The organism is Amycolatopsis sp. VS8301801F10 (assembly GCF_046195355.1).
Lineage (GTDB): Bacteria > Actinomycetota > Actinomycetes > Mycobacteriales > Pseudonocardiaceae > Amycolatopsis.
Map to the genome: position 1 here is coordinate 3,392,930 of NZ_CP176065.1, position 14,068 is coordinate 3,406,997.

The window sequence follows — 14,068 nt, forward strand, 5'->3', positions numbered from 1 at the left end:
GCCGGGCCTCCTGGTCCGGGTTCCGTCTCGGCCGGACGCGCAGCCTCGCTCCGGTGATGGTGAGCGCCAGCGGGAGACCGGCGCACGCGGTCAGCAGGTTTTCCGCGTCCTCCGGGCTGAACTGCCGCTGCCCGGAGCGGCGGGCGAGCACTTCGCGGGCAGGCCGGTCCGGAAGCGGGCTGAGCGGAAGGATTTCCGCGCCGTCCAGCGCGAGGCTGGTCAGCTGGGACCGGCTCGTGACGAGCACGAACGCGTGCGCGCTGGACGGCAGCACGGCACGGGCGTCGGCGCTGTGCACGACGTCGTCGAGCAGCAGGGCGAACCGGCGATCGGCCGTCACCGCACGGAATTCGGCGGCTCGCTGGGCGAGCGAGGCCGGGATGTCGTCGGCGGGAATGCCCAGTGCGGCAAGGAAACCGTGCAGTACCGCGCTCGCGGGCTCCGTGGTTTCGGTGCCCTCGGCGGAAAATCTCGCGCAGAGGATGCCGTCGGGGAACCGGTCGCGGTGGGTGTGCAGCCAGTGCAGGGCGAGCGCCGTTTTGCCGATCCCGCCGACGCCGGTGAGCACGACGACGGACGGGGCGGGGTCGCGGCGGAGCCGGATTTCGTCCAGCTGGGCCAGTTCCGGGCCGCGGCCGAGCAGCACGGTCGGTGCGGGCGGCAGCTGGACCGGTGCGCGCACCGGTCTGTCTGACGTCGCTGACCCTGGCCGCGCTTCACTCATTCCGCACCCCCGATTATTCCTCCCTACCTGCTGCGGGCGGTAAAAGAAACCTGAACGAGTCGGGAATCACCCTCCCGATGTGATGATCAATGCCGCGGTGCGTCACCGGGCTTGCGCCGATCGAGAGCGTTCTGGCCGCCATGCGGGCGGATCGTCACCTTTTCCCGCAGCAGCAAACGACGGATAGTGCCATAGGACGCCTGATGCGCGTCCGCGATGCTCTGAATAGTGGACCCCGACTCGTACTCGCGGACTATCCTCGGCACGTCGAGTTCGCGGCGCACGCCTTGGCGGATTTCCGGCAGCACCGCGCCTTCCTGGCGCAGCAGCCGTCCGGTCCAGCTCAGGGACAGGCCGTGTTCCCTGGCTATCTCGGTGATCGACGCGCCCGCCCGCCAGGATTCGAGCATGCGGCGATTCCGCTCGATCCGATTCGTGCGCGCGTCGTCCGGCGTGTCCATGCAAGCGCTCCCACCACTGGGCGTGCGAGACCCTCCATTATCGGCGTCGCGGAGCCGGAGTGTGAACCTACGAACGGGGTGCATGCGCGCGAGGTTCTTTGTCCGCAAATGGCGACACCAAGCGGGCCGGCCGAATTGAATATTCAGCCAACTCGGGCAGGCGGCTTCGGAAAGCGCATCGATTCCCCTCGATCCGGGGAAAATCCGCGGCCCGCTCAGTGCGGCACCCACAGGGTCACCCGGGTGCCGTGCCCGGGCGTCGATTCCACCTGTCCGGTGCCTCCGACCTCCGCCAACCGGGCTTCGATCGACTGCCGGATGCCGAATCCCGGGCCCCGTTCGCGCACGTCGAAGCCGCGGCCCTGGTCTCGGGCGACTACCGCCGTTCCGCCGTCGCGTTCCTCCACCCGGAGCACGACGCGGCTCGTCCCGGCATGTTTCACCGTGTTGCGCAATGCCTCCCGCACCGCTTCGCACAGTGCCGTGCGCCGGTCGGCGGAAAGGCGGTCGTCGTCGGCGAAGTCGGCGGCCACGAGCTGGGTGCGCAGGCCTTCGCGGGCCATTTCGGCGGCGACGTCGGCCAGTTCGACCACGAAACCGCGGCCCTTGCGCGGTTCGACCGGCTCGGTGATGCTCCGGCGGAGTTCGGCCGCCTCGGCGTGGGCGACCGAGCGCAGCTGGGCCAGCCGTTCGGCGGCGTGGTCGGCGTCGTCGGCCGGGGCGATGGCGAGTGCTTCCAGGGTTTGCAGCACGCTGTCGTGCAGCAGCCGCTGGGTGCGCTTGCGTTCGGCTTCCTGCCCGCGGCGCAGGCCGATGTCGAGCGCGAACCGGGTGCCGACGCCCAGCAGCACCAGGATCCCGCACGCGACCACGATCGCCACGGCCAGCGCGACCAGGCAGCCGATCGACCGGCTGAGCGCGAGCGGGTCGTCCGGCCGCAGCCCGCCGGCCACGGTCAGCAGCACGCGCACCGGGACGGCCGCGACGAGCAGCAGCAGCGCCGCGGGCAGTCCGGACGTCCCGGCCCACATCGCCACCGAGCCGACCAGCCACGTCCAGGTGACGTCGATCGCGAACGGCTGCACCGCGTCCGGCGCGAGCACCGCGGTCAGCAGGTTCAGCACGAGCCCCGCGCCGAGGTCCGCGGTGAGCACCCGCCGCGTGCGCCGCGCGGGCAGGCCGCCGGAGCGCAGCAGCCACCACAGGAACCCGGCGTTCGCGGCGACGCCCAGCGCGGCCGCGGGCAGCACCGGGAACAACCCGACGCTGCCGTTGGCCGCGGCGAACCCGATGAACACCTTCACGAACGCGGCGATCCGGTAGGCGACCGGCACGACGACCCAGTACCGCGCGGCCCGCGCCAGCGTCGCGTCGCCGACCGCGGCGAGGTCCCCGCCGGTGTCCGGCCGCTCCGGCGGGCTGCCGCGATGCAGCAGCGTCCGCACGAATTCCCCGCGTGGTACGGCAAAACCCGGTCCGGGCATCGTCCCTCCCCGTGTCTTCGGCGAGGATATTCGATTGGTGTAGTCCAGTGTGGAAACGCCGGGTCACGCTCTGGACATGGTCAGCCGCCACAGCGTCGTCCGTTCGCGGGAGCGCTGGGCGTGCAGCGGATCGGCACTGTCCGTGGCGCGCCGGTGCCTTGGCGTGGTTTCGCGACGTCCGGCGACCTCGAGCCCGGCGGCGGAGATCCGCGCGAGCAGTTCGGCGCGGGTCCGGAGGCCGAGATGTTCGGCCAGGTCCGACAGGATCAGCCAGCCTTCGCCGTGCGGTGTCAGATGGTCGCGCAGACCAGCGAGGAACCGGTTCAGCATGGCGGACGAGGCGTCGTAGATCCCGAGTTCCAGCGCCGACACCGGGTTTCCGGGCAGCCACGGCGGATTGCAGACGACCAGGTCAGCCCGGCCGGAAGGCCACAGGTCGGCTTCGAGGACCTGGACCCGACCGGATAGGCCGAGCCGGCGCAGGTTGTCCTGGGCACAGCGCACCGCACGCGGGTTGAGGTCGGTCGCCACCACCTCGGCGGCACCGCGCCGGGCGAGGAGCGCGGCGAGCACGCCGGTACCGGTGCCGAGATCGAAGGCGACCGGAGACCCTTTGCCGGGCAACGGTTCCCGCGCGACGAGATCGAGGTACTCGCTTCGGGTCGGCGCGAACACGCTGTACGACGGAAAGATCCGCGCGTCCAAAGCCTTGAGATAGATGCCTTTCTGATGCCATTGATAAGCGCTCAGGGCGCCGAGCAGCTCACGCAACGAGAGCAGCGTGCCGGGTATACCGCCGAACGCGTGCTCACAGGCGGCTCGGATGTCGGGGGCTCTCCGGAGGTGCAGCGAATGGTCGTGCTCCACGAAGACCAGGACTTTTCCCAGCAGAATCGCGCGTCGAGCCCGAGCCGCGCGCATCTCGGGAAAGGAGCTCGGCGGTCGCGGAATCCGGCGGTCCATGGCGCGTACGAGCTGCCGGGCGTTGGGAAAATCGCCGCGCCACAGCATTCCGGTGCCAGCGCGTGCGAACCGCAAAGCGGCGGCAGCGGCCAGCCGGTCATCGACGACGACGATGCGGCCCGGCGGCGGAGTTCCGTTCTCGGAATGCCAGCGGGCGGTGCGGGTGATTCCGTTTTCGGTCCACTGAACGGTGGACATGAATGCTCCCGGGAAGGGTCGAAGGGCCAGTCAGCCGTCGACGCTTCGCGAAGAGCAGGCAGGGATTCCCGCCGGTCAAGACAGCGGCGAACCCGCGTGCTCCCGCGAAACGCGGGAGCGGCGGTCGCCGAGAACCATGCCCATCAGCACGGCACTTCACCTCCTTCGGGGAAACTCAGTGGTGCGTAACGGAATGGTGTGTAGTGCCGGTGCTGTGCCCCTTCGTCGCGACGAGATAGACGATCACCGCGACCACGATCAGCGCGAGCACCACCGCGATGGCGATCTTGACCTTGCTCCACGGGCGCTGGCCGTGGATTTCGCCGGTGCGGCCGTTGACCAGGATCTGCCAGTTCTTCCCGGCATACACATAAGTCGCGACCCACACCGGAAGCAACATCAATTTGAAGGTCACGTTGTTGTGCTGCGTATCGACCGAATTCAGCCGTTGCGTGTCGCCGCCGATGTCGTTCTTGCAGTCGTCGGCGATGACCGGGGCCATCCGGTTCTTCGCCTCTTCGAAGCCGTTTTCCGGCTCGATGTCGTACCGCAGCGCGAAATGCCCGGAGAGGAACTCCGGCTGGTACGGCGCGGAGTCGAGCAGCGGCCACGGCGCGAGTTTGTCCAGCTCCGGCAGCGGCAGCTGGGTGCTCGCCGGAACCAGGACGTCGTCGAAGTTCCGCGCGACCTGCCCGCGCGCCGGGTACCAGCGGGTATGCCGCACCTGACGCGTCTTGCGCTCGCCGTTGTCGTAGTAGGTCTCGGTGACGTAGTAGTACTCGCCGCGCGCGCCGGTGTACACCGAGACGGTCTGCGAGTCATACGTCCAGTGCGGGATGTACGTGCTCTTCGTGGACTCCGCGGTGGTGACCTTCTTCAGCGCGGTCGGCGCGAACCAGCGCGAAGACGTCCACTTCTTCAGATGCGTGCTCACCGCGGAACGGTCGAACGCGAACGGCAGCACGCCCTCCGGCACCAGCTGCCCGGACGCGCCCGGGTCGATCACCAGCGGCGCGCCGCAGAACTGGCACATGCTGGCGGTCTCGTTGGTCTCCGTCCTCGCCGCGCAGCGCTGGCACACGAAGACGTACTTGCCGATCGACCCCACCGGCTTGCGTGCCAGGTTCGCCAGCTCGGCGAACGGGATCTCGCGGATCTGCCGGTCGCCCGCGGCGATTTCCTGCCGGAACCCGCAATACGGGCACTGCATCGCCGTGGTGCCCGGCGCGAACTCCAGCCGCGCGCCGCAGCCGCCGCACGGATACGTCGTGTTGGCCACGCCGCTCTGCTGGGAACGTGGATCGGTCATGGGTCCCCCAGAAGGTCGACGCGGCTCAGGACGGCGGCAGCGGCGGCGGGGTCGCGCCGAACAGCGCCGACACCTCCGGCACCTGCGCGGCCGGCGTCCACTGCGCCATGCCCGCCTTCCACACCAGCGTGTCCCGCGCGAGCGTGCCCGAGGAGATCTGCTGGCCGAGGCCGGCGCGGTCGAACGGGCCAAGCTGCTGGCCGTTCGAGCCGATGAACCACTGCTCGCTCTGCGGCAGCGGCGGCGGCATCTGCGGCGGGCCCTGCTGCTGGTATTGCTGCTGCGGCGCGGACTGCTGCTGGTATTGCGGCTGCTGGTATTGCTGGGGAGCCTGCTGCTGATACTGCTGCGGGGCGGGCTGCTGCGGTCCGGCCGCGCGCTGGCCGAGCGCCATGCCGAGGCCGATGCCCAGCCCCTCGCCCGCGCCGCCCTGGTTGTTCGCCGCCGCCTCGATCGCGTTCGCGGACTGGAACTTCGTGTACTGGTCGAGGTCGCCGACCACGCCCATCTGGGTCCGCTTGTCCATCGCGGCCTCGACCTCGGGCGGCACCGAGATGTTCTCGATCAGGAACTTCGAGATCTCGATGCCGACCTCGCGCAGTTCGAGGTTCAGCGCGTTCGCGATCTTGCCGGAGATCTGCTCCTGCTGGGTGACCAGGTCGAGCATCGGCACCTGGGCGGCCGCGATCGCGGGCCCCAGCTTGCTGATGACCATGCTGCGCAGGTAGTCCGACACCTCTTCGGTGCGGAACTGCGGGTCGGTGCCGGCCAGTTCCTTCAGCAGCGCGACCGGTTCGACCACGCGGACCGCGTAGCCGCCGAACGCGCGCAGCCGGACCATGCCGAATTCGGCGTCGCGCAGGATCACCGGGTTCTGCGTGCCCCATTTGAGGTCGGTGAACTGCCGCGTGTTGACGAAGTACACCTCGGCCTTGAACGGCGAGTTGAAGCCGTACTTCCAGCCCTTGAGGGTGGACATGATCGGCATGTTCTGCGTCTGCAGCGTGTACATGCCGGGCGGGTAGGCGTCCGCGACCTGGCCCTCGTTGACGAACACCGCGGCCTGCGATTCGCGGACGGTGAGCTTGGCGCCCATCTTGATCTCGTTGTCGTAGCGCGGGAAGCGCCACACGATGGTGTCCCGGCTGTCGTCGGTCCACTCGATGATGTCGATGAACTCGCCGCGGATCTTGTCGAAGATGCCCACGTCTGACCCCTCGTCGCGTTGCCTCGTGCCCGCGGGCCACAGTACAGTGCGCGGCCCCCGCCGGATCATTCCGGCGCGGCCGCCGCCCGCCAAAAGTCCTGCATCTGCGGGATGCCGCCGGGTCCGTCCACCCCGCGCTGGGTGAGAAGAATCGCCACCGAACCGGTCGAAGGCGTCAGGTAGGCGCTGGTTCCGGTGCCGCCGACCCAGCCGTAGCGGCCCGGGACCTGCCAGGGCCGCGTCGGCGCGACGTCGACCGCCCCGCCGAACCCCCAGCCCTGTCCGTCGAGGAAGACCGGATTGGCCGCGATTTGTTCAGCGGTCAGGTGGTTGGCGGTCATCTGCCGGACGGATTCCTTCGACAGCAGTCCTTCCCCGTCGGAAAGGAGCATCCGGGCAAAGCGGTGCCAATCGTCCGCGGTGCCGGCCAGTCCGCCGGAACCCGCGGGGAAGGGCGGCACCTCGCGCCACTGGCCGTCCGGGGCGTCGGCCAGTTCCAGACCGGCTTCGCCGCCGCGGTAGTAGCTGGCGAAGCGGTGCCGTTTGGCCGCGGGGACCTCGAACGCGGTGTCGACCATGCCGAGCGGCTTGAACACCCGCTCGGCGAGGAAGTCCGGCAGCGACTGGCCGGACGCGCGCGCGATCAGGATGCCCTGCAGGTCGGAGCAGGTGTCGTACAGCCAGGCCTCGCCCGGCTGGTGCAGCAGCGGGATGCGGGCCAGCCGGGCGAGCCATTCGCCGGGTTCCGGGCGCAGCCGGACCTCGCGGCCGTCGGTCTGCACCGTGCGCAGCTCCTGGACCTGCGGCAAAGAGAAGTCCGACGGGAAGCCGTAACCCGCCCGGAAGGTCAGCAGGTCTCGCACGGTGATCGGCCGCCGCGCGGGTACGACGTCGTCGACCGGGCTTCGCGGCGTCCGCACCACCAGCGGGTTCGCCAGCTCGGGCAGCCATTCGGCGATGGGGGCGTCCAGGTCGAACCGGCCGTCCTCGACCAGCGTCAGCACGGCCGCGGCGGTGATCGGCTTGGTGATGGAGGCGAAGCGGAAGATGGAGTCGCGGGTCATCGGCGCGGTGTCTTCGACGGCGAGCTGCCCGACCGCGGTCACCTCGACGTCGTCGCCGCGCGCGACGAGGGCTACCGCGCCGGGGATGAACCCGGACTCGACGTGGCGGCGCAGGACTTCGTGCATCATCGGTCGTTCCCTTCGCGGGCGGATGTTCCGCGGGGTGGTCGCTGCCGGGCCTTTCCGCCGGACCTCCGCCCGGCGCGGCTCACTCTAACGGCGTAACGCGGTGGTCGGGTCCGACGTGCACGACTTGCCCGGTCCAGTTTTCGCGCAGCCGCCGATCGTGGGTGGCGGCGACGATCGCGCCCGGGCTGGTGCCGAGTGCGTCCTCCAGTTCGTCGCACAGCGTGGGGGAAAGGTGGTTGGTCGGTTCGTCGAGCAGCAGCAGGTGCGGCGGGTCGGCGATGAGGAGCGCGAGCGCGAGACGGCGGCGTTGCCCGACGGACAGTTCGCCGACCGGCCGCGAGGCTTCGCGATTTGTCAGCAGCCCCAACGAGTTCAACGGCACGGCCGCGACGCGCTCCGGGCCTAGCGTCGCGAGATAGGTGGCGCGGGCGGTGCGTTGCGGGCGCGCGAAAGTGGTGTCCTGACGGAGGATTCCGGTGGTGATGCCGGGTTGGCGCGTCACGCCTTCCGCGTTGAGATCTCCGGCCAGGAGGAGCAGCAGCGTTGACTTTCCGGCGCCGTTCGGGCCGGTGACCAGCAGCCGGGTGTCCGCCCGAATCTCCAGGCGGGAGACGGAAAGCCGGGCCGGAAGATGCACGTTCTCCAGCGTGACAAGGGTTTCCCGCGGGTTCTCGACGGCCAGCGCGCGCGGGCGGAACCGGAGCGGCGGCGGTGGCGCGGGCAGCTGGGTGCGTTCCCGTTCGTCCAGCCGCCGCGTGGTGGCCCGGACGCGGCGCGAGATTTGGTTCTGCACCCGGCCGGACCTGCGGCCGAGGCCCATTTTCTCGTTGTCCGGAGCGAGCCGGCCCGGCGCGACGCGATGCGCGGTGCCGCCGAGCGCGTCGCGCAGTTCCTCCAGTTCTTCCTGCTCTTCGAGGTACTGCCGTTCCCAGCGTTCGCGTTCGGCGCGTTTCCAGCCGAGGTACTCGGTGTAGGTGCCGCCGTGCCGGACCGGGCCGTCCGGGGCTGGGTCGAGGTCGAGAATGTCGGTGCACACCGCGTCGAGGAACGCCCGGTCGTGGCTGGCGAACACCACGGCGCCGGGCAGTTCGCGCAGCTGGGCTTCGAGGAACGCGGCGGCTTCGGCGTCGAGGTGGTTGGTCGGTTCGTCGAGCAGCATCGCGGACGGACGGCGCACCAGCAGCCCGGCGAGCGCGAGCCGTCCGCGCTGGCCTCCGGAGAGGGAACCGAGCGTGCGCTCGGGTTCGATCTCGGCGAGCCCCAGCCCGGCGAGCACGATCTCCGCCCGCCGGTCGGCGTCCCACGCCTCGTGTTGCTGCGCCTGGTCGAGCAATTCGGCGTACTCGGCCAGCAAGGCGGCGTCTTCCGGCGCTTCGGCGAGCAGCGCGGCGACCCGGTCGAGTCCGGCCAGCACTTCGCGGGCCGCGGCGAGGGCCTGGTCGCGGAACTCGGCGACCGTCTGTGCCGGGTCGAACGGCATTTCCTGGTGCAGGAAACCCAGCTCCGGCGGCCGCTCGACCTCGCCGCGATCCGGCGCGTCCACGCCCGCGAGCACTCTCAGCAGGGTCGATTTCCCGGTGCCGTTCTCGCCGATCACCCCGATCCGGCGGCCGGGGGCGGCGGTGACCGACACTCCGTCGAGCACGCGCCGTCCCCCGAGCACCCGCACGATCTCGTGCGCGCGCAGGGCGGTCATTCCGCGATCCCGGCCGTTTCCCGGAGCTGCCCGTTTTCCAGCCGCAGCCAGCGGTCGACGCCGATCTCGGCCAGGAACCGCTCGTCGTGGCTGACCACCACGAACGCGCCCTGGTAAGCGTTCAGCGCGCTTTCCAGCTGGCCGGCGCTGACCAGGTCGAGGTTGTTCGTCGGTTCGTCGAGCAGCAGCAGTTGCGGGGCCGGCTCGGCGAACAGGACGCACGCGAGCGTCGCGCGCAGCCGTTCGCCGCCGGACAGCACGCCGACCGGCAGATGCGCCCGCGCGCCGCGGAACAGGAAGCGCGCCAGCAGATTCATCCGATCCGCGGGCAGCATTTCCGGCGCGGCGTCGGCGAGATTTTCCGCGACAGTGCGTTCGGAATCCAGCAAATCGAGCCGCTGCGACAGATACGCGATGCGCCCGTCCGCTCGGCTGATCTCGCCCGCGTCCGGCGCGAGCGTGCCGTGCATCAGCCGCAGCAAGGTCGACTTGCCCACCCCGTTCGGGCCGGTCAGCGCAATTCTTTCCGGACCCCGGATCGACAGCTCCGCACCGTCGCCCGCGAACAGCTCGCGCACCCGGAGATGCTTGCCGGAAAACAACGTCCGCCCAGCCGGAACCGCGGTTTTGGGCAGCTCCAGGCTGATCTTCTGCTCCTCGCGCAACGACCGTTCAGCCTGGTCGAGCTTGGCCTTCGCCGCGCTGACCCGCGCCGCGTGCGTGCCGTCCGCCTTCGCCGCGGATTCCTGCGCGTTGCGTTTCATCGTGCCCGCGAAGATCTTCGGCAAACCGGCGCTGGACAGGTTTCGCTGCGCGTTGCTGGCCCGTTTCGCCGCGCGTTCCCGGGCTTGCTGCATTTCGCGCTTCTCGCGTTTGACCTCTTGTTCGGCGTTGCGGATGTTCTTTTCCGCGACCTCCCGTTCGGCCTGCACCGCCTGTTCGTATTCGGTGAAATTGCCGCCGTAGAACCGGATTTCGTCCGCGCCGAGCTCGGCGATCCGGTCCATCCGGTCCAGCAGCGCGCGGTCGTGGCTCACCACGAGCAGGCAGCCGGACCAGTCGGAAAGCACCGAATAGAGCTGCTGGCGGGCGGTGTGGTCGAGGTTGTTGGTGGGCTCGTCGAGCAGCAGGACGTCCGGGCCGCGCAGCAGTTGCGCGGCGAGGCCGAGGGAGACGACCTGGCCGCCGCTGAGCGTGCCGAGCAGCCGGTCGAGCGCGAGATCGCCGAGCCCGAGCCGGTCCAGCTGCGCGCGGGTGCGGTCCTCGATGTCCCAGTCCGCGCCGATGGTGGTGAAGTGCTCCTCGGCCGCGTCGCCGCCCTCGACCGCCGTGATGGCCTTGAGGATCGCGTCGATGCCGAGCACCTCGGCGACCGTGCGCTCCGCGGTGAGCGGCAGGTCCTGCGGAAGATACCCGAGCACCCCGTCCACGCTGACACTGCCGCTGGCCGGGGCGAGCTGCCCGGCGATGAGCTTCAGCAGAGTGGACTTCCCGGCCCCGTTGGGCGCGACGAGCCCGGTGCGGCCCGCCGGGAAGGTGGCCGAGAGCTGGTCGAAGACGAGGGTGTCGTCGGGCCAGGAGAAGGAGATCCCGGACAGGACGATGCGGAGATCGGACATGTGAGGCCTCGCGGTGGATCGGCAGAGGGGCGCCCTCTGCTGGTCGGTGATGTGGACGACGTGGATGAGCCCATGCGGAACCAGCGCATGCCCGACCTGCCCGGCGGCGTGCTGACCCGCCTGCCTCGGTCGGTTGCCTCGCAGCCCGCGGGTCCGGTGGCGCATGTCGCCTGACCAGCGCGGGAACCTCCGCGCGCGGCTCGAGGCCGCGCAGGGATCAGCGAGGGGCCGGTGCCGTACTGGCCCGTGCCCCGGGCTCACCCGGAGATGTCGTCTTCACCTGCCACGATGGAAATCCTCTTGATCGACTCTGCGGTCCGCTGGCCAGGATACCAGGAAGCGGAGGAAGCGCATCCGGGTTCCACTGTGGACGGACGAGGCTAGGGCAGGTACTGCTCGACGGCGGAGAAGTCGCCCGCGTCGGAGATCAGGCCGACGTAGCCGTCGGGGCGGAGCAGGATCAGGGTGCGGTCGGTCGGGGCGTACGCGCGGGCGAGGTGGCCGGCGGAATCGGCGATCTCGTCGTCGGCGGCGGGCTGGGCGACGACGTGGAAGGTGCGGACGGCCGAGTCGCACCGCGGGCCGAAGTTCAGCAGGGTGAACTGGCCGCCGCGAGTGAGGTCGAACAGGCGGCGTTCGCCGGCCGTGGTGGTGAGGCCGGGGGCGTCGGGGGCGCGGTCGCCTGCTCGGAGCTGGGCGGATTCGGCGCGGTCGTCGCGGGCCAGGACGGAGCCTCGGTAGTTGACGTTGAGCTGGGTCGTGTCCCGGTCGCTGCGGATCGGGATGCTCTTCTGCGCGACCGCTTCGGCCAGTCGCGCGGTCGACAGCTGCAGCACGCCGGCGGCGACCGGGCGGCGTTCGGACTCGTAGGTGTCCAGCAGGGCGGGCGAGGCGGCGGCGAGTTTCCAGCCCAGGTTGTGCGCGTCTTGGATGCCGGTGTTCATGCCCTGGCCGCCGGCGGGGGAGTGCACGTGCGCGGCGTCGCCGGCGAGGAAGACGCGGCCGGTGCGGTAGCGGTCGGCCAGCCGGGTGTTGGAGCGCCACACGGACGTCCATTCCGGGCTGTGCAGGCGGACGTCGGTGCGGCCGCTTCGCCGGTCGAAGATCGCCTGCAGGGTGGCGAGGTCGAGGTCGGTTTCGTCGCCGATGGGCGCTTGGTACTGGAACTGTCCGGTCGACGGCAGCGGGCAGAGGCTGACGAAACCCTCCTCGCAGCGCCACATGTGCCAGGCGTCGCGGTCGAGGCCGTCGACGGCCAGGTCGGCGATGATCATCCGCATCTGCTCGTCTGTCTCGCCGGCGAAGGCGATTCCGGCTTGTTTGCGGACGACGCTGCGGCCGCCGTCGCAGCCGACCAGCCACTGCGCGCGGACGGTTTCGGTCTCGTCGCCGGTGCGCAGCACTGCGGTCACCGCGTCGGCGGATTGGTCGAAGCTCTCCAGCGCGGTGCCGAATTCGACCTCTCCGCCGAGTTCTTCGAGGCGGAGGCCGAGGGTCTCTTCGACGCGCCATTGCGGGGTGATCACCGTTGCGGGGTAAGGAACATCGGGACGCTCCTCGAAGGCCGGGCCGCCGCTGGTCGTGCCCTCGGCGTCGGTTCGGAGGATCGGCATCGCGGACCGGCCGTTCGCGAGGATGCGGTCGATGACGCCCAGGTCGTCGAACACCTCGAGAGTGCGCGGCTGGAGCCCCTTGCCGCGCGAGCCCGGGCGCGGGCCGGGGGACGCTTCGACCAGCCGGAACGCGACGCCGCGCCGGGCGAGTTCGCAGGCCAGCGTCAACCCGGTCGGGCCGGCTCCGGCGATCAGGACCGGCAATTCCGGCGCGGACAGGTTTTCGAGCAGCATTTCGATTCCCCCTGGTTCGAACTCTTGTCCGCGATAGTAGGGCAGCTTGCTAAGAAAGACAAACCTTTCTATGATGGGAGGCGTGGCCCCTGAAAGCGTCCGTCGCCGGCATGGCGAGCAGCTGGAGTCCGCGCTGCTGGCGGCCGGATGGGACGAACTGGTCGAAGCCGGGTACGCGCGGCTGACCATGGAATCGGTCGCCGTCCGCGCCCGCACGAGCGAGGCCGTGCTCTATCGGCGATGGGCCAACAAGGACGAACTCGTGCTGGCCGCGATGCGGCGGCACCGCGACGACCACCCGATCGCCATGCCGGACACCGGGAGCTTGCGCGGCGACCTGCTCGCGTACCTGACCGCGGTGAGCGAAGCCCTGGCCGGGTTCTTCGCGATCGTCGTCGCTGCCTCCCACTCCGGATTCTCGGCCAGTCTCGGCGCCACTCCCGCCCAGGTCCGCGACCAGATCATCGGCGACCGGCTGCTTCCGCGAGACCTCTACCAGCGCGCCCACGCCCGCGGCGAGATCGACCTGACGCGGCTGTCCGGGACGGTGCTCGAGATGCCGTTCCAGCTGGTCCGGCACGACCTGCTGATGGACCTCGCCCCGCTGCGGCCCGCGCGGATCCGGTCGATCGTCGACGACCTTTTCCTGCCGCTGGTGCAACCGAATTCTTCAGTTAAGGACTTAACTTATCGGGATGGAGCTCGGCCGGAACCGATGCGCGGCGACCTTTTCCGCTCGATTCGGTGGGGGCAGCGCAAGCGGGTCGAGGAATGGAGCCGCACGCGCGATCTCACCTTCGAGCAGGCCATGGTGCTCGGGTATCTGGAGCGGGAGCCCGGGATGATCCAGCGGGACGTCGCGGAGATGACCTGCACGACGCCCGCGAACGTCTCCCTGCTGCTCAAGGGGCTCGAACGCCGGGGTCTGGTCGAGCGGCGCACGGAGGGCGGGCGCAAGCGGGTCTACGCCACCTCGGCCGGGCTCGCCGTGGTCGCGGGCCTCGACGCGGTGCTGGCGGAAGCCGACGAGATGGTCTTCGCCCCGCTCGACCGGGACGAACGGGCCGGACTGGAGGCGGCGGTGGCCAAGATCAACGCGCACCTGCCCGGTGGCTCGTGAGGGGTGGCGGTGGGGACCGGAAGGGTCGCTCGCGAGGCCGTGCGCTTTGGCGGGGCGGTGGTGCGGTGCGGTGGGGGCTGCTCGTTAGTGGCGGCGTCGGTTGGGTTCGGGAATCGCCGCTCACGACACTGTGCGTTGGGGCTGCTCGTTAGCGGCGGCGTCGGCTAGGGCCGGGATTGCCGCTCACGAGACTGTGCGCTTCGGCGGGCGGGGTCTGCTCGCTAGCGGCGGCGTCGGTTGTGGCCGG

10 protein-coding genes and 1 pseudogene are annotated in these 14,068 nt (G+C 70.2%); 1 reads left to right on the forward strand and 10 read right to left on the reverse strand.

The window, feature by feature from the left end; all coding sequences use genetic code 11:
- Positions 1-94: 94 nt before the first annotated feature.
- From F9C11_RS16235 to F9C11_RS16280, 10 genes and pseudogenes are all read right to left on the reverse strand, one after another.
- Positions 95-724: pseudogene (locus tag F9C11_RS16235) on the reverse strand (NB-ARC domain-containing protein); the annotation flags it as partial.
- A gap of 86 nt (positions 725-810) precedes the next feature.
- Positions 811-1,185, reverse strand: coding sequence for a helix-turn-helix domain-containing protein (locus tag F9C11_RS16240; protein WP_409185696.1), 375 nt, complete (start codon positions 1,183-1,185; stop codon positions 811-813).
- 215 nt (positions 1,186-1,400) lie between these two features.
- Positions 1,401-2,669, reverse strand: coding sequence for a sensor histidine kinase (locus F9C11_RS16245; RefSeq protein WP_409185697.1), 1,269 nt, complete (start codon positions 2,667-2,669; stop codon positions 1,401-1,403).
- Between the two features lie 63 nt (positions 2,670-2,732).
- Positions 2,733-3,830 carry a methyltransferase gene (locus tag F9C11_RS16250; RefSeq protein WP_409185698.1) on the reverse strand — a complete coding sequence of 366 codons (1,098 nt, stop codon included), beginning with the start codon at positions 3,828-3,830 and terminating at the stop codon, positions 2,733-2,735.
- Positions 3,831-4,005: 175 nt separating this feature from the next.
- Positions 4,006-5,139, reverse strand: a complete 1,134-nt coding sequence (locus F9C11_RS16255) for a hypothetical protein (protein ID WP_409185699.1) — start codon at positions 5,137-5,139, stop codon at positions 4,006-4,008.
- A gap of 25 nt (positions 5,140-5,164) precedes the next feature.
- Positions 5,165-6,346 carry an SPFH domain-containing protein gene (locus F9C11_RS16260; protein ID WP_409185700.1) on the reverse strand — a complete coding sequence of 394 codons (1,182 nt, stop codon included), beginning with the start codon at positions 6,344-6,346 and terminating at the stop codon, positions 5,165-5,167.
- A 65-nt stretch (positions 6,347-6,411) separates the two neighbouring features.
- On the reverse strand, positions 6,412-7,539 hold the full coding sequence (locus F9C11_RS16265) for a serine hydrolase domain-containing protein (protein ID WP_409185701.1): 1,128 nt from the start codon (positions 7,537-7,539) through the stop codon (positions 6,412-6,414).
- Positions 7,540-7,618: 79 nt separating this feature from the next.
- On the reverse strand, positions 7,619-9,235 hold the full coding sequence (locus F9C11_RS16270; RefSeq protein WP_409185702.1) for an ABC-F family ATP-binding cassette domain-containing protein: 1,617 nt from the start codon (positions 9,233-9,235) through the stop codon (positions 7,619-7,621).
- Positions 9,232-10,854, reverse strand: a complete 1,623-nt coding sequence (abc-f, locus tag F9C11_RS16275; RefSeq protein WP_409185703.1) for a ribosomal protection-like ABC-F family protein — start codon at positions 10,852-10,854, stop codon at positions 9,232-9,234. Before abc-f ends, F9C11_RS16270 begins: the two co-directional genes overlap by 4 nt.
- 380 nt (positions 10,855-11,234) lie before the next feature.
- Positions 11,235-12,701: an FAD-dependent oxidoreductase gene (locus F9C11_RS16280; RefSeq protein WP_409185704.1), complete on the reverse strand. Its 1,467-nt coding sequence runs from the start codon at positions 12,699-12,701 to the stop codon at positions 11,235-11,237.
- 82 nt (positions 12,702-12,783) lie between these two features.
- Between F9C11_RS16280 and F9C11_RS16285 the strand changes: the two genes are divergently transcribed.
- On the forward strand, positions 12,784-13,821 hold the full coding sequence (locus tag F9C11_RS16285) for a TetR/AcrR family transcriptional regulator C-terminal ligand-binding domain-containing protein (protein WP_409185705.1): 1,038 nt from the start codon (positions 12,784-12,786) through the stop codon (positions 13,819-13,821).
- Positions 13,822-14,068: the final 247 nt, after the last annotated feature.